Below are 22,238 nucleotides of genomic sequence, written 5' to 3'. Positions count from 1 at the left end.
ACAGGAAACGGGGGGCGCGATGGCTGAGCGTGACGAAGGCGCGGTGGTGGGGCTCGCCGAGGTCATCGGCCAGGTCCGGGACGAGCTGGAGCAGGCGCAGCTCGCGGGCGAGGGCCGCGATCTCAAGTTCAGCGTGGAGAAGGTGAACCTGGAGTTCGCGGTGCAGGTGCGGCGCGAGGGCAGCGGCCGCGCGGAGCTGCGGATCGGGGTGCTCACCGCGGGCGGCGGCGGATCGGCGGCCCGCGACACCACGCACACGATCCAGATCGAGCTCAAGCCGCAGGGCCGGGGCGGGGACCCGAACCTGATGGTGGGCGGGGAGTAGGACCCCCGCCCGCGCTTCGGGTCCCCCGGGGCTCAGAGTCTGCTCAGCGAGGCGGCGGCGAACAGGACGTCCCTGATCGCCTCGCGGTCGCCGTCCTGGCCCGCGGCGGCCTCCTCCGGTGGCACATGACCGGCCACCAGCCGGCAGAACTCCACGCCGTCGAGCGCCACTTGCGCCACCGCGTGGTCGGGTGAGCCGACGGCGGCGGGGGAGTCCAGGGCGATGTACCAGTTGCCGCCGCCGGCGCCCTCGACCTCCAGATGCAGCGAGCGGCCCGGGGCTCCGGCCGCGACCAGATGCCTGGCCGGTCCGGCGAGACCGGCGCGTCTGCGGCCGGCGAGTGCCGCGGGCAGCATCCGGGCCGCGAGGTCGATCATCCGGTTCAGATGGGAGCCGCTCGGTGGGTCGTACGGATAGTCCACCGCATCCGCGATGTCGTCCGCGTGTATCCAGCACTCGAAGGCGCGGTCGAGGAGGGAGTCCCGCAGTGGCAGGGCGAAGTCCCCGTAGGACACGGACAGTTCGGCGACGCCGCGGCCCGCGAAGGACACCGTGCGGATCAGGGTGTGGCTCTGGTCGCGCCACGGCTCGTGGACGGCGCGGGTGGCCGGTTCGTCCGCGCCCCAGAACGCCTCCGTGCGCTCGGTCGGCCCGCCGGCCGGTGTGCGCCCGAGCGGGTCGTCCAGACCGAGGGCGCCCGCGACCAGGCCGTCGACCGTCATCAGATGCCCGATGACCCCGGCGACGGTCGTCCGCCGGCTCGCCGCGCTCTCGCCGTCGAACCACTTGAGCCGGACCGGCGCATGCCATTCGGTCTCGCCGATGTCCCGCAGCAGCGCGTCCAGCCGGGCGGTCTCGGCGTCGTACGGATTGGCCCACGCCGGCACCGGAATACGGGCGGGCCTGCGGCCCAGGCAGTTCTCCAGCACCCGGAACCGCAGCAGCGGGTCGAGATCGAGGTCGCGGTCGGTGTGCAGCAGCCCGACGGCGTCCCGCAGCCGCAGTGCCTCATCCGCGCAGGGGGCGCATTCGCCGAGGTGCTCCTCGAGGGCCGCGGTCTCCTCCGGGGAGCAGGCGGACAGCGCCCAGGCGCCGAGCAGGGACTTGAGCACGCTGTGGGACAGCCGCTCCTCCGTCCTCTCCCCGCTCGGCCCGCTCTCCCCTCTCTGCCCGGTCTCCGCGGGCGGCGCGGACCGCGCGTCCTCCTGGGGTGGCGGCACGGTCAGATCCCGCGCGGCGAGGTCGTCCGCGGCCGCCCGGGGCCCGGGTATACGGGGAGCGCCCCGCACCTCGTCGCGTGCGTCGTCGTCATCGCCGCGGCCGCCGTCCAGGGGCCCGTTCACAGGGAGCGTCCGTATCCGGGCGGGGAAGAGCCCTCCAGAGGGCGGGTGTGGGCGGTGGAGAGCAGTTGCAGGCCGAGCCGCAGCCGGCGCCGGGCCTCGTCCTCGGTGACCCCGAGGTCGGCGGCCGTCTGCCGGTAGTCCCTGCGCTGGAAGTACGCCAGTTCCAGCGCCGCGCGCAGCGGGGCGGGCATGGAGGTGACGATGTAGTCCGCGCGGGCCGCCACGGCCGCGCGGCGCACCTTCTGCTCCAGTTCCTCCGTGGAGCCCTCGCCGGCGTTCGCCAGCGCGGCCGCCTCGGTCTGGCGCAGCCGGTGGACGGCCTGGCTGTTGGTGAGCTTCGCCACCCACGACCGCAGGGAGCCCTGCTTGGGGTCGTAGGCCTCCGGGTTCTCCCAGATGTAGCCGAAGACCTCGCGGGTCACCTGGTCGGCGGCGGTGTCGTCGTCCAGCACCCGGTGGGCGAGCATGTGCACGAGCGAGGCGAACCTGTCGTAGAGCTCACCGAGCGCGGCGGCCTCGCCCCGCGCCAGCCGCTGCTGCATCCTGCGGTCCCAGCGCGGCGGTGTGTCCTTTGCCATGCGGCCCCCAAGCCTCGCCCCTGCGCACTGCCCCTGTGCCCGTTGCCTCTTCGAATGTAATGCGCCTGCACGAGGCCGCACGCCCCTTTGCGTCAAGTGCGCCCCCGAGGGGGTCCTCGGATGGTAGGGACTGACACCATCGTGGAACTGCCGCAACCTCGGTGTTTCGGGCCATGACCGTTGGGAAGGCGGCCAGGAAGCTCAGATTCCGGTACCCGCGGTACAGACGCTAGGACACCAGGAGAGGCTCCGATGGTGATGCTGAAGGTGGACGAGGACCGGCAGGGCGCGTGGACCGTGCTGCACGTCAGCGGGGAGCTCGATCTCGTGTCCTCACCGGTGGTCCGTCAGCATGTGCACGAGGCGGTGGCCGAGGGCCACCGGGACGTGGTGCTGGATCTCTCGGGCGTGCAGTTCTGCGACTCCAGCGGCGTGGGTGTGCTGATCGCCTCCCGCCGGCTGCTGCACTCCTGCCGCGGCAGGCTTCGGCTGATACTGCCCGCCCGCGGCGCCGAGGAGGGTTCGCACGTCAACCGCGTGCTGGCCGCTCTCGGCGTGCGCCGGCTCTTCGACGTGTACGAGGACACCGAAGCGGCCACCGACGACAAGGCCGCACCCCTGTCCGCCTGACCCTCCGCCGACGGCTTCACCCGGGGTCCTCCCGCAGGTCGCTTCCACGTAATTGGCTCAGTACGTGCACGCGCCCGCCGTCGGGGCCGTACTCTCCCCGCATGGACAGCGCAGAGTACGAGCGCAAGATCGCGTCTCGCTTCGCCGCCTTCGACCAGGACGGCAACGGCTATATCGACCGTGAGGACTTCAGCGGGGCGGCCGCACGGCTGCTCGCCGAGTTCTCCACCAAGGCACGCTCGGACAAGGGTCAGGCCTTGTACAGTGGCGCCGAGGCGTTCTGGCAGGGAATGGCGGGAATTGCCGATGTGGACGGGGACCAGCGGGTCACCCGCCAGGAGTTCATCACCGGAGCGGTGAAGAGACTGCGTGACAATCCACAGCGGTTCGCGGAGATCGCCCGCCCGTTCCTGCACGCCGTGATCGCCATCGCCGACGAGGACGGCCAGGGCGTCACCCCGTCCGCGGCGGAGCGGGTGATGCGGGTGCTCGGTGTGGACGAGTCGCGCGCCTCGCAGGCGGCGGCCGCGCTGGACGCGGACACGGACGGACGGATCAGCGAGGAGGAGATCCTCACGGCGTTCGCGGCGTACTACGTCACGCCGGAGCACCCCTAGATCGTGTCCGGAAGCCTTCGCACCCAAGGTTTCCTCACCCGCACCGTTCCCCTCACGCGTACCGTTCCCCTCACGCGTACCGTTCCCTGAGCTTGTACTTGAGCACCTTGCGCAGGGTCTCGTTCCGGGGGAGGGCGCTCACCACCTCCAACTGCTCCGGCAGTTTGTACGTGGACAGGCCCTCCCCCCGCAGATACGACGTCACCGCTTCCAGCGTCAGCCCGGGTGCGCCTTCCGTCTGTTCGACGACCGCGCAGACCCGCTCGCCGCGGTCCGCGTCCGGCAGCCCGATCACCGCCGCGTCGGCCACCCCCGGATGCCCGTGCAGGAGGTCCTCGATCTCCTGGGCCGAGATGTTCTCGCCCTTGCGGATGATGACGTCCTTCAGCCGTCCGGTGAGCACCAGATGGCCACTTCCGGTGAGCCGGCCGAGGTCCCCGGTGATCAGGAAGCCGTCGTCGTCGAAGACCTGCGCGGTCTGCGCCGGGTCCAGATACCCCTGGCAGACCGCCTCCCCGCGCAGCCTCACCTCGCCGTCGACGATGCGGATCTCCATGCCCTCCGGCGGCCGGCCCTCGGTGGTCGCGAGATTCTCGTCGGTGTCGTCGGGTGAGCCCATGGTGATCATGGGCACCTCTGTCATGCCGTAGCCGTGGGTGAGCCGGCAGCCCATCTCGCGGACGACCGCGTGGTACAGCTCCGGCGGCTTGGGCGCACCGCCGCCGGCCAGCAGCCGCAGGGTGGGGATCAGCTTCTCGCCGGGCTGTTTGCGCTGCTCGGCGAGGAACATCGAGTAGAACGCCGTCGAGCCGCCCGCCGTCGTCACGCCGTGCCTGCGGTAGTCGTCCAGGGCGCCGGGCAGGGCGAACGTCTCGAAGAGCACGGCGGGGAAGCCGTACAGCAGCAGCATCACCAGGTAGTCCGCGCCGCCGATGTGCGCGAAGGGGAAGGCGATCGAGCCGACGTCGTCCTCGCTCAGACGCAGTGCGTGGGCGAGGCAGGAGCCGCCGGCGATCAGTGAACGGTCCGTGTGCAGTACGCCCTTGGGGTCGGATGTGGTCCCTGAGGTCCAGTAGATCCAGCGCACGTCACCGCCATCGGCCGGGGGCGGCGGCAGCACGGAGGGGTCGCCGTCCGGCAGGGTGCCGTACGCCTCGAAGACCCCCCGGGCGCCGATCCGTTCCGCCATCGCGGTGTGGTCGAATCCCCGCCACGAGCCCGGTACGGCGAAGTGCTCCGCCTCGGCAGCGTGCAGCGCGAAGGCGACCTCGCGGTCCCGGTAGAACGGGATCACCGGCGACTGCACGGCGCCGAGCCGGGCCAGCGCCATGGAGAGCAGCACCGTCTCGATCCGGGTGGGGAGCTGCCAGGCGACCACGGTGCCGGGCCGCACCCCGCGCCCGAGGAGTCCGGCCGCGACCCGCTCGGCCCGGTCGCGCAGTTCGCCGAAGGTCAGGGTGCGGTCGCCCTGGATCAGCACCGGCCGGTCGGGGGTGAGTGCGGCCCTTCGCCGCAGGAGCTCCCACAGCGTGCGGGATGCGGCGAGAGCGTGCGCGGTCTCGTTCATGGCCGTACAGCCTCCAGACCTGACGGGTAGTCAGACAGTGGCGAGAGCGTAGAGCTCTCCGCCTTGTCGGTCCAGGGGTGCGGGGCTAGCCTGCTTTCTGACGGGTCATCAGATACGGCTGGGACACGGAATCGGACCCGGCATCGGACACGGCATCGGATACGGCTTTCTCCCGGGCACGGCGGAGGGGACACCATGGCTGAACTTCCTCGGATCGTCAGCGTCGACGACCATGTGATCGAACCGGCACACCTCTTCGAGACCTGGCTCCCCGCGAAGTACCGCGACAGAGGTCCCAAGCCGCTCACCGCGGGCATCGGCGAACTGGCCTACGTCGCCGGCAAGTACCGGATCACCATGGACCCGGACGGCCCGCCGACCGACTGGTGGATCTACGAGGACCTGAAGTTCCCGTACAAGCGCAACATCGCGGCGGTCGGCTTCGACCGCGACGAGATGACCCTCGAAGGCATCACCCGCGCCGAGATGCGCCCCGGCTGCTGGGACCCCAAGGAACGCCTGAAGGACATGGACCTCAACCATGTCGAGGCCTCGCTCTGCTTCCCCACCTTCCCCCGGTTCTGCGGGCAGACGTTCGCCGAGGCGCACGACAAGGAGGTGGCCCTCGCCTGCGTGCGCGCCTACAACGACTGGATGGTGGAGGAGTGGTGCGGCGACAGCGGCGGCCGGCTGATCCCGCTGTGCATCATCCCGCTGTGGGATATCGAGCTCGCCGTCGCCGAGATCAGGCGCAACGCCGCGCGAGGCGTACGGGCCGTGACGTTCTCCGAGATCCCGACCTACCTCGGGCTGCCCTCGATCCACTCCGGGTACTGGGACCCGTTCTTCGCGGTCTGCCAGGAGACCGGGACGGTCGTGAACATGCACATCGGCTCGTCCTCGCAGATGCCGGCCGCGTCCCCCGACGCACCGCCCGCCGTGCAGGCATCGCTCAGCTTCAACAACGCCATGGCCTCGATGATGGACTTCCTCTTCAGCGGCGTGCTGGTGAAGTTCCCCCGGCTGAAACTGGCGTACAGCGAGGGACAGATGGGCTGGATCCCCTACGCGCTGGAGCGCGCGGACGACGTGTGGGAGGAGCACCGGGCGTGGGGCGGGGTGCGCGATCTGATCCCCGAGCCGCCTTCGACGTACTACTACCGGCAGATGTTCTGCTGCTTCTTCCGCGACAAGCACGGCATCGCCTCGCTCGACGTCGTCGGCCGGGACAACGCCACCTTCGAGACCGACTATCCGCACGTCGACTCGACCTTCCCGCACACCAAGGAGGTCGCGCTCGACCACGTCAAGGGCCTCGACGACGAGACGATCCACAAGCTGATGCGGGGCAACGCGATCCGGATGCTGGGCCTGGACCTCGACTGATGGACCTCACGTACACGGCGGAGGAGGAGGCGTTCCGGACCCGGCTGCGCGACTGGCTCGCCACCTCGCTGCCCACCCTGCCGCCCGCACCGTCCCCGGACGACTGGCCGGGACGGCGGGCGTACGACACCGCCTGGCAGCGGATGCTGTACGACGCGGGCTACGGCGAGGTGCACTGGGACGCGGCCCCGACGCGACGGCTGATCTTCCTGGAGGAGACGGAACGCGCCGGTGCGCCCTACGTCGGCGCGAACTTCGTGGGTCTCCTGCACGCCGGACCGACGATCGCGGCGGAGGGCACGGCCGAGCAGCGGCAGCGCTGGCTGCCGCCGATCCTGCGCGGCGACGAGATCTGGTGCCAGGGCTTCAGCGAGCCGGACGCCGGGTCCGACCTCGCGTCCCTGCGCACGAAGGCCGTCCGCGACGGCGACAGTTACGTCGTCACCGGCTCCAAGATCTGGACCTCGCACGCCGAGGTCGCCGACTGGTGCGAACTGCTCGTCCGCACCGGCCCCGGCACCCCCAAGCACCGGGGGATCTCCTGGCTCGCCATGCCCATGGACGCGCCCGGGATCACCGTACGGCCGCTGCGCACCCTCGCCGGGTCGGCCGAGTTCGCCGAGGTGTTCCTCGACGAGGTCAGGGTGCCCGTCGCGAACCGGATCGGCGAGGAGAACGACGGCTGGCGCGTCACCATGGTCACGCTGTCCTTCGAACGCGGCACCGCCTTCGTCGGCGAGGTCGTGGCCTGCCGGCGCACACTCGGCGAACTGGCCGCGGCCGCCCGCGGGAACGGCCGCTGGGGCGACCCGGCCCTGCGCCGCCGACTGGGCCGCCTGCACGCCGAGTTCGGAGCGCTGTGGCGGCTGATCCAGTGGAACGTGAGTGAGTCCCAGGCGACGGGCGGAGTGCCGGGCGTCGGCGGGTCCGTCTTCAAGCTGTGCTACTCCCACGCGCGTCAGGAGCTCTACGAGGCGGCCGCCGACGTGCTCGGCCCGGACAGCCTGGACCTGTCCCGGACGTGGACGCCGGAGCGGCTCTCGTCGCTGTCGTACACGATCGCCGCCGGCACCTCCCAGATCCAGCAGAACATCATCGCCGAGCGCATCCTCGGCCTGCCGAAGGGCCTGTGACGGTGGACTTCCGACTCACCTCCGAGCAGCGGGCACTGCGATCGGGCGTACGGGAGGTGCTGTCCCGCCTGCTGCCCGAGGACCCGGTGCCCGCACCCGGGCTGGACCGTGCGCTGTGGCGGGAGCTCGGGCGGGCCGGGTTCTTCTCGCTGCGCCTGGCCGAGAAGGAGGGCGGCGCCGGCGGCGGACTGCCCGAGGCGGTCCTCGCCTTCGAGGAGGCCGGCCGGGCGCTGCTGCCCGGCCCGCTCGTCGCCACCCATCTCGCCGCCGGAACCGTGGAGGGCGCCGCGGCCGGCGAGACGGTCGTGACCCGGGTCGACGGGGTTCTGGTCCCGTGGCTGGACGCGGCCGACCAGGTGCTCGGGGACGCCACCGGAGCCGTACCGCTGCGCTCGGTCGATCCGCTCACGCCGCTGCACCGCGTGCCCCGGCCGGCATTCGCCGCCGAGGGCGCGGACGACGGCGTGGCCGCCCTTCTGACCGCCGCCGAACAACTCGGCAGCGCCGCGTGCACCACCGATCGTGCCGTGCGACACGCCATGCAGCGCGAGCAGTTCGGCCGTCCGGTCGGCGGCTTCCAGGCAGTCAAGCATCTGTGTGCCCAGATGCTCGTACGCACGGAACTCGCGCGCAGCGCCGTCTACGCGGCCGCCGTCACCGGGGACCGGACGGAGATCGCCGGGGCCAAACTCCTCGCGGACGACGCCGCCGTGCGCAATGCCCGTGACTGCGTCCAGGTGCACGGCGGCATGGGGTTCACCTGGGAGGCCGGCGTCCATCTGCATCTCAAGCGGGCGTGGGTCCGGGCGCAGTTGTGGCCGACCGCCGAGGAGGCGGCGGACATCCAGGCGGAGGCGCTCGCCGCGCCGTCGTGAGGCGTCACCCAGCGTCGATACCGGGTTGTGTCCTTCGGGGGTCTCGTCACGGGCGGTTGCGAGGCCCGGCCTCCGGTACGCTCCGTCAGATGCGAGTGGTTCCGAGGCGGGGCGGTCACGGTGTTGCCGGTGCGGTGGCTCCGAGCCCGGGAATGTGTGCCGCTCGTCCCCCTGGGGGACGGGTCGCGAGCCTCTGTTCGACTCCCCGCAGCGTGCGTCGCACAGTATGCACCACGGGTACTCCTTCGCGCTGGAATATGCCCGAAGCGCTTGTTGCGGTGACTGTACGTCAACCATGCTGTCTCGTAAGAGAGTCACTTTCGGTGACCTGGACGAGGACCCTGTCGAGGCGCGAGGCGATGTGTCCGCCGGTTCGGATGGTGTGAGCGGTGCAGGTGCTTCAGGTTCAGTTGGAGGTCGGGCCCGATCCCGCGGAGGTGAGCCGGGCCCGTAGATGGGCTCGCTCACGACTCGTCGGATCGGGCATAGGGGACGACGAACCGCTCGCCGACACCTTGATCCTGCTGATCTCCGAGCTGGTCACCAACGCCGTCGTGCACACCGGCTGTCCGGCCGTCCTGCGCATGCTCTTCGGCTCGGGTGCCGCCGAGGCCGGCACGGTGCGGGTGGAGGTCGCCGACATCAGCGCCCGCCCGCCGCAGCCGCGGCACGCCGAGGGCGAGGACACGGGCGGCCGCGGGCTCGAACTCGTCGACGGTCTCGCCGACCGGTGGGGCTGGCAGCGCGAGGGCACCGGCAAGTCCATCTGGTGCGAGGTCGACCGGTGCGCGGCACCGGCGCCGCCGGCCGTCCGGTTCGAGCGGGAGACGCGAGGCTTCGCGACCGCGCAGCAGTAGCGGCCCCTCGGCCGCGGATCGATTCACGGGCTCCGCTCACGGGGCCCGGTTCACAGAGCTCCCTTCTCCGATGCCCGCTGCGGCACGACCACGACACCGGCACGCGTGTGGTTCCGGCACGGGCGCTGTCCGTAGGGCCCGTGGCTCTCCGCGCAGCCACGGACGCGACCACGACCACGGGCCCGGTCACAGGACGGCGACCGGTGCGACGGGCGTTCCCGTACCACCGACGAACGGCTCGGGCATCGCGGAGAGCAGGAACGCGTAGCGCCTTTCTTGTGCACAGGCTGTGGACAAACTTTCCAGATTCCAGTTCTGGCCCTGCAGCATGCCCATCTCGACCAGATCGAGGGCGTGCACCGCCAGCCACAGATCCTCGATCTCCGGCGGGAAGATCTCGAAGGTGAGGGTGTCGTTGGCGACGGCCGCGACATCGTGGGCGTGGAACCACTCGGGCGTCCGCACGGACAGCCCCGGTGACGGATACCCGTAGCCGTGCTTGTCGCCGCCGAGGGCCAGCTGGATCTGCCCCGTCCGTACGAGCACGATGTCGCCCGCCCCGACGGCGACGCCGCCGAAGTCCGCGGCCTCCTCCAGGTCCTCCGGTGTCACGGCGTGGTCGCCGGGCAGCCGGTCCAGCCCCTTGGCGCGGGCGACGTCGAGCAGCACGCCCCGGGAGACGACGTACGGGACCTTGTCGATGCCGCTGAACCGGGCGCGGGTGTGCGCCGTCACGGTGTCGGCGGGCCGGCCGTTGTAGATCCGCCCCGAGTGGGAGGCGTGGGTCAGAGCGTCCCAGTGGGTCGCCGCCTGGAGGCCCATCGTCACGACGTCGTCGCTGGTCGCGACCGTGCCCGGGCCGAACAGCTCCTGGTTGATCTGGACCATCGCGTGCAGCGGGTTCACCCGGCCCGGGATGAGGCCGGTCTGGATGCCGTCCTGGTGGAGGGGCAGGGCCAGCGGGACGCGTCGGCCGGTGCGGACGGTCGCGGCCGCGGCCCTGACGGTCTCGTCGGTGATCAGGTTCAGTGTGCCGATCTCGTCGTCCTCACCCCAACGGCCCCAGTTGTTGACGCGTTTGGCGATCTCGTGGAATTCCGCTGGCAGGGACATCGCGCCTCCTGGGGCTTGTGCTCGACCGTCCGGCTGACCGTAGAATCTAACGGTCCGTCAGAAACCGCGGGAAGGGGCCGGCGTGGGGAACTTCTTGGCAGGCATGGTCGTCGCCGTGACAGGCGCCGGGCGGGGCATCGGGCGCGCCGTCGCGCTGGCCGCGGCCGCGGAGGGCGCGCGGGTCGTCGTCAACGACCACGGAGTCCCGGTCGGGGGCGGCGAGCCTGAGTCCGAGGTCGCCGCGTCGGTGGTCAAGGAGATCGAGGCGGCGGGCGGTTCGGCCGTCGCCGTGGCCGACGACATCGCCACGATGGCCGGCGGACAGCGGCTCGTGGACGTCGCGCTCGCCGAGTACGGACGGATCGACGGGGTCGTGTGCGTGGCGGGCATTCTGCGCGAGCGGATGCTCTTCAACATGTCCGAGGAGGAGTGGGACCCGGTCGTCGCGACGCATCTGAAAGGCACGTTCACCGTCTTCCGCGCGGCATCGGCCGTGATGCGCAAGCAGGGATCGGGCACGCTGATCGGCTTCACCAGCGGGAACCACCAGGGATCGGTGGCGCAGGCGAACTACTCGGCGGCCAAGGGCGGGATCATCTCGCTCGTCCGCAGCGCGGCCCTCGGGATGCACAAGTACGGGGTCACGGCCAACGCGGTGGCACCGGTCGCCCGCACCCGGATGTCCGCGAACGTGCCCATGGAACTCAAGGAGATCGGCGAGCCCGAGGACGTCGCGGCGCTCGTGGTCTATCTGCTCTCGGAGCGTGCCCGCGAGGAGCGGATCACCGGCCAGGTCTACACGGTCGCCGGCCCCAAGATCGCGGTGTGGGCGCAGCCGAGGGAGCTGCGCGCCGCCTACGCGGACGGGCCGTGGACGCCGGAGCGGATCGCGGACTTCCTGCCGGGGACGGTGGGCGTGGACCCGATGCCGATGCTGGCGCTGCTGGAGGAGCAGGCGCGGGCCGCGGCCGAGGGGAAGCGGCCCAACGCGTGAGAGAGCCGGGCGCACCGCCGGCGCCCGGCACGTCGTCGCCACAACGGGAGGTCCGCATGGACGACCAGGCGTTCCGGGAGAAGGCCCGCACCTGGCTGGAGAAGCACCTCGGCGCGGGCCACCCCGAAGGGCGGGCGTGGGAGCGAGAGCTCGGACGGGACGGCTGGGTCGGTCTCGGCTGGACCGAGGACGGATACGGCAACCACCGCGCGGATCTCACCCAACAGGTCGTCTGGGCCGAGGAGTACGCCCGTTCCCGCGCCCCCTCGCGCGTCGGCCACATCGGCGAGAACCTTCTCGGCCCCACCCTCATCGCCTTCGGCACCCAGGAGCAGAAGGACCGCTTCCTGCCCGCGGTCGCCCGGGGCGAGGAGCTGTGGTGCCAGGGATACAGCGAGCCCGGCGCCGGGTCCGACCTCGCCGGGGTCCGGACACGCGCGGTCCGTGAAGGCGGCACGTACCGGATCAGCGGCCAGAAGATCTGGACCTCCCTCGCCCGGGACGCCGACTGGTGCTTCGTCCTCGCGCGGACCGAACCCGGCTCCGCCCGGCACCACGGCCTGTCCTTCCTCCTCGTCCCGATGGACCAGCCCGGCCGCATCGAGGTACGGCCCATCCGCCAGATGACCGGCACGAGCGAGTTCAACGAGGTCTTCTTCGACGGCGCGAGCGCCCGCGCCGAGCATCTCGTCGGCGGCGAGGGCAACGGCTGGCGCGTCGCCATGGGGCTGCTCGCCGTGGAGCGCGGGGTGTCGACGCTGGTCCAGCAGATCGGGTTCGAGGAGGAGTTGGGGCAGGTGATCCGGGCCGCTGTGGCGAACGGCGCCGTCGACGACCCCGTCGTCAGGGACCGTCTCGTACGCCAGTGGGCCGAGCTGCGCACCATGCGGTGGAACGCCCTGCGCACGCTCGGAGCACCGCGGGACCGCCCCGGAGCCGCCGCGGCCGTCGGCGCCCCGAGCGTCGCCAAGCTGCTGTGGGGCGGCTGGCACCAGCGCCTCGGAGAGCTGGCGATGGCGGTACGGGGTGCGGGCGCTGCCGTCGGCCCGGGGGACTGGAGTGCCGAGAACCCCTACGAACTCGACGCATACCAACGGATGTTCCTCTTCAGCCGGGCCGACACCATCTACGGCGGCTCGGACGAGATCCAGCGCAACATCATCGCCGAGCGTGTGCTCGGCCTGCCGAGGGAACCCAGGGAGCCGAGATGAGAGGCGTCGTCTTCGACGGCACACAGCCCCAGGTGGTCGACGATCTGGAGGTACGGGACCCGGGTCCCGGAGAGGTTCTGGTGGCGATCGCCGCCGCCGGGCTGTGCCACAGCGATCTGTCGGTGATCGACGGCACCATCCCCTTCCCCACGCCGGTGGTGCTCGGCCACGAGGGCGCGGGCGTCGTCGAGGCGGTCGGCGCGGGTGTCGTCCACGTCGGGCCGGGGGACCCTGTCGCGCTGTCCACGCTCGCCAACTGCGGTGCCTGCACGGACTGCGACCGCGGCCGCCCCACGATGTGCCGCACGGCGATCGGCCGGCCCGGCCGGCCCTTCAGCCGCGGCGGCGCCCCGCTGTTCCAGTTCGCCTCCAACTCCGCCTTCGCGGAACGCACCGTCGTCAAGGCCGTCCAGGCGGTGAAGATCCCGTCCGACATCCCCCTGACCTCCGCCGCGCTGATCGGCTGCGGCGTCCTGACGGGCGTAGGAGCCGTACTGAACCGGGCGAGGGTCGACCGCGGCGAGAGCGTCGTCGTCATCGGCACCGGCGGCATCGGGCTCAACGTCCTCCAGGGCGCGCGGATCGCGGGAGCGTCCACGGTCGTCGCGGTGGACTCCAACCCGGCGAAGGAGGAGGTGGCGCGGCAGTTCGGGGCGACGCACTTCCTCGCCTCGGCCGAGGGCGTACGCGAGATCCTGCCGGCCGGCGCCGACCATGTCTTCGAGTGCGTCGGCAGCACCGCGCTGATCCGGCAGGCGATCGACCTGCTGGACCGGCACGGGCAGGCGATCCTGCTCGGTATGCCGGCGGCGACGGCGGAGGCGTCGTTCGTCCCGGCGGCGATGTTCCTGGACAAGTCCATCCTGGGCTGCCGCTACGGCTCGTCCCGCCCACAGCACGACATCGCCCTGTACGCCGATCTGTACCGGCGGGGCCGGCTGCTGCTGGACGAACTGGTCACCGAGACCTATCCGGTGGAGGACTTCGCGAAGGCCGCGGACGACGCGCACCACGGTCGGGTGGCACGCGGGGTGCTCACCTTCTGAGCCGCGGCGGGCGGTCTCCTCCCGGCCGTCCGCCGTCCCTCGGCCCACGCCCGCCGCCGGGATACGTCCGCCGTCCCTCAGCCCGCGGCGGCCCCGGCACGGAACGTCCGCCGGTAGACGGTCGGCGCGACGCCGAGCACCGCCTGCAGATGCTGGCGCATCGACTGTGCCGTACGGAACCCGGCGTCCCGGGCCACCTGGTCGACCGAGAGATCGGTGGACTCCAGCAGATGCCGGGCCCGCTCCACGCGTTGCTGCGTGAGCCACTGGCCCGGGCTGACACCGACCTCCTCGCGGAACCGGCGCGTGAAGGTCCGCACGCTCATCGACTCCCGCTCGGCCATGTCCCGCAGCTGGATGGGCTCGTGCAGCCGGCCGAGCGCCCAGCCGCGAGCGGTCGTCGTCGTCGCCGACCGGGCCTCGGGGAGGGGGCGTTCGATGTACTGGGCCTGTCCGCCGTCCCGGTGCGGGGGCACGACGGTCCGGCGGGCGACGTCATTGGCGACGGCGGTGCCGTGGTCCCGCCGCACGATGTGCAGACACAGGTCGATGCCGGCGGCCACACCTGCCGAGGTGAGGACGTCGCCGTCGTCGATGAACAGGACGTCCGCGTCGACGCGGACGGACGGGAAGAGCCGCTGGAAGTGCCGGGCGGAGGACCAGTGGGTGGTGGCCGGCCGGTTGTCGAGGAAGCCCGCGGCGGCGAGGACGTAGCCGCCGGTGCAGATGGACACGAGGCGGGTGCCGGGCCGGATGTGCGCGAGGGCGGCGGCGAGTTCCCCGGTGAGCCGGCCCTCCTCGTACACCGGGCCCAGCTCGTACGAGGCGGGGATCACCACGGTGTCGGCGGTGGCCAGCGCCTCGGGGCCGTTCTCGACGTGGATGTCGAAGTCGGCGTCGGTACGGACGGGGCCCGGCCGGACCGAGCAGGTGACGATCTCGTAGAGATGGCGGCCCTGCGGGTCCTTGGCACGGCCGAAGATCCGGTGCGGAATGCCCAGCTCGAAGGGGAGCAGCCCGGTGAGGGCCAGGACGACCACACGGTGCCGGGGCTGCTCTGGTGCCATGTCCATGGCCCGATCCTATCGAAGCCTGTCCTTCGGGCCACTCGTTGGCGGGAGGTGGCCGTCGGATGCTGGACCGCGTGACCGAGACCTCCGCTCCGCCCGCCGGCCCCCAGCTGCTCCGGCCCCGCATCCACCGCGCATGGTTCGTGGCGGCCGTCACGTTTGTGACGATCATCGGCGCCGCGGCCTTCGCCTCCCTGCCGGGTCTGCTGATCGACCCGCTGCACGAGGAGTTCGACTGGTCGCGCGGCACGATCGGCTTCGCGGTCTCCGTCAACCTCGCCCTCTACGGTCTGACCGCGCCGTTCGCCGCCGCGCTGATGGACCGGTTCGGCATCCGCCGGGTGGTCGCGGTCGCCCTCACGGTGATCGCGGTCGGATCCGGACTCACGGTCTTCATGACGACGTCCTGGCAGCTCGTTCTCTTCTGGGGCGTCCTCGTCGGCCTCGGCAGCGGCTCGATGGCGCTGGCGTTCGCCGCGACGGTCACCAACCGCTGGTTCGTGAAGCGCCGGGGCCTGGTCACGGGCATCCTCACCGCGGCCGGCGCCTCCGGCCAGCTCGTCTTCCTTCCGCTGCTGTCCTGGCTGGTGGAGCACCACGGCTGGCGCCCGGCGTCGATCACGGTCGCGCTCTCGGCGCTCGCCGTGGTGCCGTTCGTCTGGCTGCTCCTGCGGGACCACCCGGCGGACGTGGGGACGTCGGCGTACGGCGCGGAGGGCTTCACGCCCAAGCCGGAGCCGGTGCCGGGGGCGGCCCGCCGGGCGGTGACGGTGCTGTTCAAGGCGGCCTGCACGGGGCCGTTCTGGCTGCTGGCGGGGACCTTCGCGATCTGCGGCGCGTCCACGAACGGCCTGGTGAAAACCCACTTCGTGCCCGCGGCACACGACCACGGCATGCCGATCACGGCCGCCGCGTCCCTGCTCGCGGTGATCGGGGTCTTCGACGTGGTCGGCACGATCGCCTCGGGCTGGTTCACCGACCGCTTCGAGGCACGCCGACTGCTCGCGGTCTACTACGCGCTGCGGGGCGTGAGCCTGCTCTTCCTCCCGATGCTGCTCGCGCCCTCGGTCCAGCCGCCGATGCTGTTCTTCATCATCTTCTACGGCCTGGACTGGGTGGCGACGGTCCCGCCGACGATCGCGCTGTGCCGGGAGCACTACGGCGAGGACAGCGCCATCGTGTTCGGCTGGGTGCTCGCCTCGCACCAGGTGGGCGCGGCGGTCGTCGCCTTCGCCGGTGGCGTGGCGCGGGACGTCTTCGGCTCCTACGACGTGGTCTGGTACGCCTCCGGAGCGCTGTGCGCGGCGGCCGCGCTGATGGCGCTGGTGATCCGGCGCAGGCCGCTGCCGGTGCTCACCGCGGTGTCCGTACCGGTGGAGAAGCCGGTGACGGACCAGGTCACGGGCTGAACCGGCCGAACCTGCCGCGGTGGAACAACAGGGGCGCGGCGTCCTCGGCCGCGCCGAGCGCGGCGATCCGTCCCACCACGATCAGGTGGTCGCCGCCGGTGTGCACGCTCTGCACGGTGCAGTCGACCCAGGCCGCCACCCCGTCCAGCAGCGGCGACCCGGTCACCGGAGCGGGCCGGTGCGCGACCCCGGCGAACTTGTCCGCACCGCTCACGGCGAACCCGCGGCACAGAAGCCCCTGCTCCTCGCCGAGGATGTTGACGCAGAAGGCCCCGGCCCGGGCGATACGCGGCCAGGTGGTCGAGGTCCGCGCGACCATGAAGACGACGAGCGGCGGATCGAGCGACAGCGAGGCGAACGACTGACACGCGAACCCGGCGGGCCCGTCCTCGTCCCGCGCGGTGACGACGGTGACCCCGGTCGCGAAGTGCCCGAGCACCCGCCGGAACTCCCCGGGCTCGACGGCGAGCCGCTCGTCGTCCCGCACGGCGCGCAGATCGGGCCGCGGGAGGGCCTCGTACGGCTCGGTGGCTGTGGGCGCGCCGACGGACCGGAGATAGCGAACGGCGGTGGCGGCCATGGCTGCGTGTCCCATCACGCCTTCATTGAACCTGACGCTTCGTCAGATGTGAACCCTGTCGCCGGTGAGGAAGTTCCGTGGGGCTGCGCCCCACACCCCCTGACTGCCCGAACCGGCTCGGGCTCACATGTGCCCGCACCGCCACCGGCCGGGTCCTCGACCTCTGGCAGGGGGCGTGCAGGGTCGTCCCCGCAGGGGATCGGCGGCAACACCCGGGTGCTCAAGACAATGCAGCTGTACGCCGCCGACCCCGAGGAGTCGAGCCCGGAGGGCCCCCGGACCCGACGCCGGACAAGGACCCGAGGCTCAAGCACCCCGGCCCCGCCCCCGGACCCGACGCCCGACAAGAACCCGAGGCCCAAGCACCCGCCCCGGACCCGGCCCCCCGCCCCGCCCCAAGGTGAGCCGCCTCTCACCCCCGCGCCCCCGCTTGTCTGTGCAACGAGTTGCATAGAAGGATCGGGACACCCTCAGTCCCGGTCCCGGAAGGCGAACCCCATGGCCGACGCCCTGCTGTTCAACCCGCGCACGTACGACCCCGCGCACTTCGACCCCGAGACCCGCAGGCTCCTGCGGGCCACCGTCGACTGGTTCGAGGACCGTGGGAAGCGGCGGTTGATCGAGGACTACCGGTCCCGCGCCTGGCTCGCCGACTTCCTCGCGTTCTCCGCCAAGGAAGGGCTGTTCGCCACCTTCCTCACGCCCGCCTCCGCCGCCGGGCCCGGGCAGCAGGACCAGCGCTGGGACACCGCCCGGATCGCCGCGCTCAACGAGATCTTCGGGTTCTACGGGCTCGACTACTGGTACGCGTGGCAGGTGACCATCCTCGGTCTCGGCCCGGTCTGGCAGAGCGACAACGACGCCGCCCGCACCCGCGCCGCCGAGCTGCTCTCCCAGGGCGAGGTGTTCGCCTTCGGGCTGTCCGAGCGGTCCCACGGCGCCGACATCTACTCCACCGACATGCTGCTCACGCCTGACGGCGACGGCTTCCGGGCCAGCGGCTCCAAGTACTACATCGGCAACGGCAACGCCGCCGGACTCGTCTCCGTCTTCGGCCGCCGCACCGACGTCGAGGGCCCCGACGGGTACGTCTTCTTCGCCGCCGACAGCCGCCACCCGGCGTACCGGCTCGTCCAGAACGTCGTCGACTCCTCCAAGTACGTGAGCGAGTTCCGCCTGGAGGACTACCCGGTCGGCCCGGACGACGTCCTGCACACCGGACGCGCCGCGTTCGACGCCGCGCTCAACACCGTCAACGTCGGCAAGTTCAACCTGTGCACCGCCTCCATCGGCATCTGCGAGCACGCGATGTACGAGGCCGTCACCCACGCGCAGAACCGCATCCTCTACGGCCGTCCCGTCACCGCCTTCCCGCACGTGCGGCGCGAGCTGGCCGACGCGTACGTCCGGCTCGTGGGCATGAAGCTGTTCAGCGACCGCGCCGTCGACTACTTCCGCTCCGCGGGCCCCGACGACCGCCGCTATCTGCTGTTCAACCCGATGACGAAGATGAAGGTGACCACGGAGGGCGAGAAGGTCATCGACCTGATGTGGGACGTCATCGCCGCCAAGGGCTTCGAGAAGGACACGTACTTCGCCCAGGCGGCCGTCGAGATCCGCGGGCTGCCCAAGCTGGAGGGCACGGTCCACGTCAACCTCGCGCTGATCCTCAAGTTCATGCGCAATCACCTGCTGGACCCGGCCGCGTACGAGCCCGTGCCGACCCGCCTCGACGCGGCCGACGACGCCTTCCTCTTCCGGCAGGGACCGGCCCGGGGACTGGGCTCCGTCCGCTTCCACGACTGGCGCGCCGCCTACGACACCTACGCCGCGGTGCCGAACGTCGCCCGCTTCCGCGAACAGGCCGACGCGCTGTGCGAGTTCGTGGCGACCGCCGGCCCCGGCGAGGAGCAGAGCCGCGACCTCGACTTCCTGCTCGCCGTCGGCCAGTTGTTCGCGCTGGTCGTGCACGGGCAACTGATCCTGGAGCAGGCGCGTCTGACGGACGTGGACGAGGACGTGCTGGACGAGCTGTTCTCCGTGCTCGTACGGGACTTCTCCGCGCACGCCGTCGAGCTGCACGGCAAGGACTCCGCGACGCAGGAGCAGCAGCAGTGGGCGATCGGCGCGGTCCGCCGCCCGGTGGTGGACGAGGCCCGCTCGGCGCGTGTCTGGGAGCGCGTGGAGGGCCTGGCGGGGGCGTACGAGATGGCGCCTTAACGACGAGCCTTAACGACGAGCCGTAACGACGAGCCGAGCCGACGAGCCACAGCGGCGCGGGGGCGGGGACGCCGGGCCGGGAGCGCACCCCCGGCCCGGCGGTCTAGTACCCCCGGTACTCCGCCCCCCGCCGTTCCACAAAGCTCGCCACCCCTTCGTTCGCGTCCCGCGTCGTCATGTTGATCTCCTGCGCCGCCGCCTCCGCCGCGAACGCCGTCGCCCGGTCCGCGTCCAGCGAGGTGTTCACCAGCTGCTTGGTGAGCGCGAGGGCCCGCGTCGGGCCCTGGGCCAGGCGCTCGGACCAGGCGCGGGCCGTCTTCGTGAGGTCGTCGGCGGCGACCACCCGGTTGACCAGGCCCAGGCGTTCGGCCTCCTGCGCCGGCAGCGCGTCGCCGAAGAACATCAGCTCCTTCGCCCGCTGCGGGCCGACCAGCCTCGGCAGCAGATAGGCCCCGCCGCCGTCCGGGACCAGGCCCCTGCGGACGAACACCTCGATGAACGTGGCTCCTTCGGCCATCAGCACCAGATCGCAGGCGAGCGCGAGGTGCGCGCCGAGGCCCGCAGCCGTGCCGTTGACCGCGGCGATCACCGGCTTCTCGCAGTCCAGCACGGCCGCGATCAGACGCTGCGCCCCCAGCCGTATGGTCCGGGCCACGTCCCCGGGGATGCGGTCCCGGCCCGTCGACGGGGTGCCGCGCAGGTCCGCGCCCGCGCAGAAGCCCTTGCCGGTGCCGGTGAGGACGACCGCGCGGATCGCGGGGTCCTCGGACGCGGCGCCGAGCAGTTCGATGATCCGCTCCCGCTGGTCCCAGGTGACGGCGTTCATGGCCTCGGGACGGTTCAGCGTGACCCACGAGACGCCGTTGTCGACGGAGTGCAGCACGGAAGCGCTCACCGGCACACCGCCAGCGCGTCCAGCGCCACCGCGCCCTGGCCACGGGGCAGCACCATCAGGGGGTTGATGTCGAGCTCGGAGAGTTCGTCGCCGAGTTCCAGCGCCATCCGCTGGACCCGCAGGACGACCTCCACGAGCGCGTCCACGTCGACCGGCGGTCCGCCGCGGATGCCCTCCAGCAGGGCACGGCCGCGCAGTTCGCCGAGCATCGCGCGCGCCTGGTCCTCGCCGAACGGCGGTACGCGGACCGCGACGTCCTGGAGGACCTCCACCAGGACGCCGCCGAGCCCCACCGTCACCGTCGGCCCGAACAGCGCGTCCTGGGTGACGCCGACGACCATCTCCACACCACGCTCGACCATCTGGCACACCAGGATGCCGTCGAGGTCGACGCCCTCGTAGCGGGCGATGTCGGTCAGGTCGCGATACGCGTCACGGACCTGGCTCGCGGAGGTCAGTCCGACCTTGACCAGGCCCAGTTCGGTCTTGTGGGCCAGCTGGGTGCCGGAGGCCTTCATGACGACGGGATAGCCCACCAGCCCGGCCGCCCGGACCGCCGCGGCCGCGCTCGTCACCAGCTGCTCGCGCGGCACGCGGATGCCGTACGCCCGCAGCAGCTGCTTCGCCGCGTGCTCGCTCAGCTGCTTGCCCGGCCGCATGAGCGCCTGGGCCTTGCGGAACGACGGGGAGGGTGTGCGCGGTGCCTCGTCGAAGGGGGAGCGGTACCCGGTGGTGAAGTGGTGGTGGTCCAGGAAGGCGCGGACGGCGGTGATGCAGTTCCCGAACGTACGGAAGGTGGCCACCCGCGAGGACCCGAGCAGCGTCTCGCGGTACGCCGCCTCCGTGCCCACGGGCGATCCCCACACCACACACACCAGCTTGTCGGTGGCCTCGGCCGCGTCCACCAGGTCCTGGGCGAGCCGGTCGCTCATCGGCGGGAAGGGGCCGGTGATCGGACAGATCAGCACCCCCACGGAGGGGTCGGCCAGAATCGCGTCGATGATCTTCCGTCCGCGCCAGTCGCCCACCGGATGACCGCCGTTGTCGACCGGGTTGGCGACGTTCAGGTACTCCGGTATCCAGGTGTGCAGCTCGGCCTGCTTGGTCTCGGACAGCCGCGGCAGCGTCAGCCCCGCCGCACAGGCGAGGTCGGAGAAGTGCGCGCCCGTGCCGCCGGAGATCGAGTAGACGACCACGCCGTCGGCGGCCGGGCGGCGGGCGCGCGCCAACAGGGCCGCGGTGTCCTGGAGTTCATCGAGGCCGTCGACACGGATCACCCCGAACTGCCGCATCGCCGCGTCCACCACCTGGTCCGCGCCGGTCAGTTTGCCGGTGTGCGAGGCGGCGGTCCGTGCGCCGGTCTCGGTGCGGCCGACCTTGACCGCGACGACGGGCACGCCGCGCCGGGCCGCCCGGTCGGCGGCGAGCAGAAAGGACCGTCCGTCCTTCAGCCCCTCGACGTAACAGGCGATGGCCCCGACCTCGGGGCGCTCGGCGAAGTAGGAGATGAAGTCCGCGGTCTCCAGGTCCGCCTCGTTGCCGGTGGGTGCCCAGTGGGAGAGCCGTACGCCCAGCTCCTGGAGGGTGAACACGGGCCGTCCCTGATGTCCCGACTGGGTGATCAGGGCGATCGCGGGGCCCGTCAGGTCGTCGCGGAACCGTTCGAAGGCGTTGAGGTTGGTGTTGGGCCCGAGCAGGCGCAGCCCCGCCCGTTCCACGGCCGCCGCCAGCCTCGTCTGCGCCACCGCGCCGGCGTCACCGGTCTCCGCGTATCCGGAGGCGAAGGCGACGGCGAACTTGACCTTGGCCTCGGCCAGTTCCTCGATCACCGGCAGCGGGTCGCCGACGAGCAGCACCGCGAGGTCGACCTCCTCGGGCAGGTCGGCGACGGAGGGGAAGCAGCGCAGGCCGAAGACGTGTTCCCGGGTCGGATGCACGGGATGGAGCCGTGCGCCGACCCGCTCGGCCCAGTCGACGAGCTGTCGGGTGATGCCGGTGTTGGGGCGTCCCTCGCTGTCGGACGCGCCGACGACGGCGACGGACGACGGCCGGAAGAACCGGTCGAGATCCGGCACGGGTGCGTACAACGGCCGTCCGCTCACATCCATGGCGCCGTCGGTCGCGGTGATCGAGGCGGTGTCATGGACGGCCTGCCGGGGCTGTTCGCCGCAGGCCACCACTCGTGCGCGGAGGTCGGAGGTGAGGGTGCCGTGAGTTGATCCAAGCATCGCTGAGCCCCGCTCTGCTCGTTGCCACGTTAACTGACGCATAGTCAGATTACAGAACTGACTACCTGTCAGGAACAGTCGTGCAGGCAAAGGGTGAGGACGCGCCCCACGGAACGGGTCGGCCGCACCCCGCTGCCCCCTGCCGGCCGCAAGGCGCGTCC

At 71.7% G+C, this 22,238-nt stretch carries 20 protein-coding genes; 12 read left to right on the top strand and 8 right to left on the bottom strand.

The window, feature by feature from the left end:
* The first annotated feature begins 19 nt into the window (after positions 1-19).
* Positions 20-325, top strand: coding sequence for a trypco2 family protein (locus tag ACFWU3_RS07365; RefSeq protein WP_327683073.1), 306 nt, complete (start codon positions 20-22; stop codon positions 323-325).
* Positions 326-357: 32 nt separating this feature from the next.
* Here ACFWU3_RS07365 and ACFWU3_RS07360 read toward each other — a convergent pair whose 3' ends face one another.
* Positions 358-1,668 (bottom strand): zf-HC2 domain-containing protein, encoded by a 1,311-nt coding sequence (locus tag ACFWU3_RS07360; RefSeq protein WP_384432549.1) that lies wholly within the window; start codon positions 1,666-1,668, stop codon positions 358-360.
* A complete protein-coding gene (locus ACFWU3_RS07355; protein ID WP_384432546.1) occupies positions 1,665-2,246 on the bottom strand; it encodes a sigma-70 family RNA polymerase sigma factor in 582 nt (193 codons plus the stop codon). The genes ACFWU3_RS07360 and ACFWU3_RS07355 overlap by 4 nt, the downstream gene beginning before the upstream one ends.
* A 255-nt stretch (positions 2,247-2,501) precedes the next feature.
* Between ACFWU3_RS07355 and ACFWU3_RS07350 the strand changes: the two genes are divergently transcribed.
* The gene (locus tag ACFWU3_RS07350; protein ID WP_384433051.1) at positions 2,502-2,876 is read left to right on the top strand and encodes an STAS domain-containing protein; all 375 of its coding nucleotides are present in this window, start codon (positions 2,502-2,504) and stop codon (positions 2,874-2,876) included.
* A gap of 101 nt (positions 2,877-2,977) precedes the next feature.
* A complete protein-coding gene (locus ACFWU3_RS07345) occupies positions 2,978-3,493 on the top strand; it encodes an EF-hand domain-containing protein (protein ID WP_313945711.1) in 516 nt (171 codons plus the stop codon).
* A gap of 70 nt (positions 3,494-3,563) precedes the next feature.
* Here ACFWU3_RS07345 and ACFWU3_RS07340 read toward each other — a convergent pair whose 3' ends face one another.
* Positions 3,564-5,060, bottom strand: coding sequence for a class I adenylate-forming enzyme family protein (locus tag ACFWU3_RS07340; RefSeq protein WP_384432542.1), 1,497 nt, complete (start codon positions 5,058-5,060; stop codon positions 3,564-3,566).
* A 195-nt stretch (positions 5,061-5,255) separates the two neighbouring features.
* On the opposite strand from ACFWU3_RS07340, the gene ACFWU3_RS07335 reads away from it, so the two are divergent.
* The 4 genes from ACFWU3_RS07335 to ACFWU3_RS07320 all read left to right on the top strand — a co-directional run bounded on the left by ACFWU3_RS07335 (position 5,256) and on the right by ACFWU3_RS07320 (position 9,311).
* Positions 5,256-6,446 carry an amidohydrolase family protein gene (locus tag ACFWU3_RS07335; RefSeq protein WP_313945713.1) on the top strand — a complete coding sequence of 397 codons (1,191 nt, stop codon included), beginning with the start codon at positions 5,256-5,258 and terminating at the stop codon, positions 6,444-6,446.
* Positions 6,446-7,579 (top strand): acyl-CoA dehydrogenase family protein, encoded by a 1,134-nt coding sequence (locus tag ACFWU3_RS07330; protein WP_384432538.1) that lies wholly within the window; start codon positions 6,446-6,448, stop codon positions 7,577-7,579. Before ACFWU3_RS07335 ends, ACFWU3_RS07330 begins: the two co-directional genes overlap by 1 nt.
* A 2-nt stretch (positions 7,580-7,581) precedes the next feature.
* A complete protein-coding gene (locus ACFWU3_RS07325; RefSeq protein ID WP_384432535.1) occupies positions 7,582-8,454 on the top strand; it encodes an acyl-CoA dehydrogenase family protein in 873 nt (290 codons plus the stop codon).
* A gap of 389 nt (positions 8,455-8,843) precedes the next feature.
* The gene (locus ACFWU3_RS07320) at positions 8,844-9,311 is read left to right on the top strand and encodes an ATP-binding protein (protein ID WP_384432532.1); all 468 of its coding nucleotides are present in this window, start codon (positions 8,844-8,846) and stop codon (positions 9,309-9,311) included.
* A 186-nt stretch (positions 9,312-9,497) separates the two neighbouring features.
* On the opposite strand, the gene ACFWU3_RS07315 is transcribed toward ACFWU3_RS07320, so the two are convergent.
* Entirely contained in the window at positions 9,498-10,424 is a 927-nt protein-coding gene (locus tag ACFWU3_RS07315) for a cyclase family protein (RefSeq protein ID WP_384432529.1), read from the bottom strand.
* Positions 10,425-10,506: 82 nt separating this feature from the next.
* Here ACFWU3_RS07315 and ACFWU3_RS07310 point away from each other — a divergent pair, with 82 nt between their 5' ends.
* From ACFWU3_RS07310 to ACFWU3_RS07300, 3 genes are read left to right on the top strand one after another with little or no spacing between them, the layout of a single operon-like run.
* The gene (locus tag ACFWU3_RS07310; RefSeq protein WP_384432526.1) at positions 10,507-11,418 is read left to right on the top strand and encodes an SDR family oxidoreductase; all 912 of its coding nucleotides are present in this window, start codon (positions 10,507-10,509) and stop codon (positions 11,416-11,418) included.
* A gap of 56 nt (positions 11,419-11,474) precedes the next feature.
* Entirely contained in the window at positions 11,475-12,629 is a 1,155-nt protein-coding gene (locus ACFWU3_RS07305; protein ID WP_384432523.1) for an acyl-CoA dehydrogenase family protein, read from the top strand.
* Entirely contained in the window at positions 12,626-13,675 is a 1,050-nt protein-coding gene (locus ACFWU3_RS07300; RefSeq protein ID WP_384432520.1) for an alcohol dehydrogenase catalytic domain-containing protein, read from the top strand. The genes ACFWU3_RS07305 and ACFWU3_RS07300 overlap by 4 nt, the downstream gene beginning before the upstream one ends.
* 77 nt (positions 13,676-13,752) lie before the next feature.
* On the opposite strand, the gene ACFWU3_RS07295 is transcribed toward ACFWU3_RS07300, so the two are convergent.
* Entirely contained in the window at positions 13,753-14,748 is a 996-nt protein-coding gene (locus ACFWU3_RS07295; RefSeq protein ID WP_384432517.1) for a GlxA family transcriptional regulator, read from the bottom strand.
* 59 nt (positions 14,749-14,807) lie between these two features.
* Here ACFWU3_RS07295 and ACFWU3_RS07290 point away from each other — a divergent pair, with 59 nt between their 5' ends.
* On the top strand, positions 14,808-16,154 hold the full coding sequence (locus ACFWU3_RS07290; RefSeq protein ID WP_384432514.1) for an MFS transporter: 1,347 nt from the start codon (positions 14,808-14,810) through the stop codon (positions 16,152-16,154).
* On the opposite strand, the gene ACFWU3_RS07285 is transcribed toward ACFWU3_RS07290, so the two are convergent.
* Entirely contained in the window at positions 16,144-16,734 is a 591-nt protein-coding gene (locus ACFWU3_RS07285; RefSeq protein ID WP_384433048.1) for a flavin reductase family protein, read from the bottom strand. The genes ACFWU3_RS07290 and ACFWU3_RS07285 overlap by 11 nt on opposite strands.
* A 498-nt stretch (positions 16,735-17,232) precedes the next feature.
* On the opposite strand from ACFWU3_RS07285, the gene ACFWU3_RS07280 reads away from it, so the two are divergent.
* Positions 17,233-18,954: an acyl-CoA dehydrogenase family protein gene (locus ACFWU3_RS07280; protein ID WP_384432511.1), complete on the top strand. Its 1,722-nt coding sequence runs from the start codon at positions 17,233-17,235 to the stop codon at positions 18,952-18,954.
* Between the two features lie 103 nt (positions 18,955-19,057).
* On the opposite strand, the gene ACFWU3_RS07275 is transcribed toward ACFWU3_RS07280, so the two are convergent.
* A complete protein-coding gene (locus ACFWU3_RS07275; RefSeq protein WP_384433045.1) occupies positions 19,058-19,780 on the bottom strand; it encodes an enoyl-CoA hydratase/isomerase family protein in 723 nt (240 codons plus the stop codon).
* A 65-nt stretch (positions 19,781-19,845) separates the two neighbouring features.
* Positions 19,846-22,077: an acetate--CoA ligase family protein gene (locus ACFWU3_RS07270; protein WP_384432509.1), complete on the bottom strand. Its 2,232-nt coding sequence runs from the start codon at positions 22,075-22,077 to the stop codon at positions 19,846-19,848.
* Positions 22,078-22,238: the final 161 nt, after the last annotated feature.

The organism is Streptomyces sp. NPDC058685 (assembly GCF_042714725.1).
Classification (GTDB): Bacteria; Actinomycetota; Actinomycetes; order Streptomycetales; family Streptomycetaceae; genus Streptomyces.
This window is presented reverse-complemented; position numbering and strand designations above follow the sequence as displayed.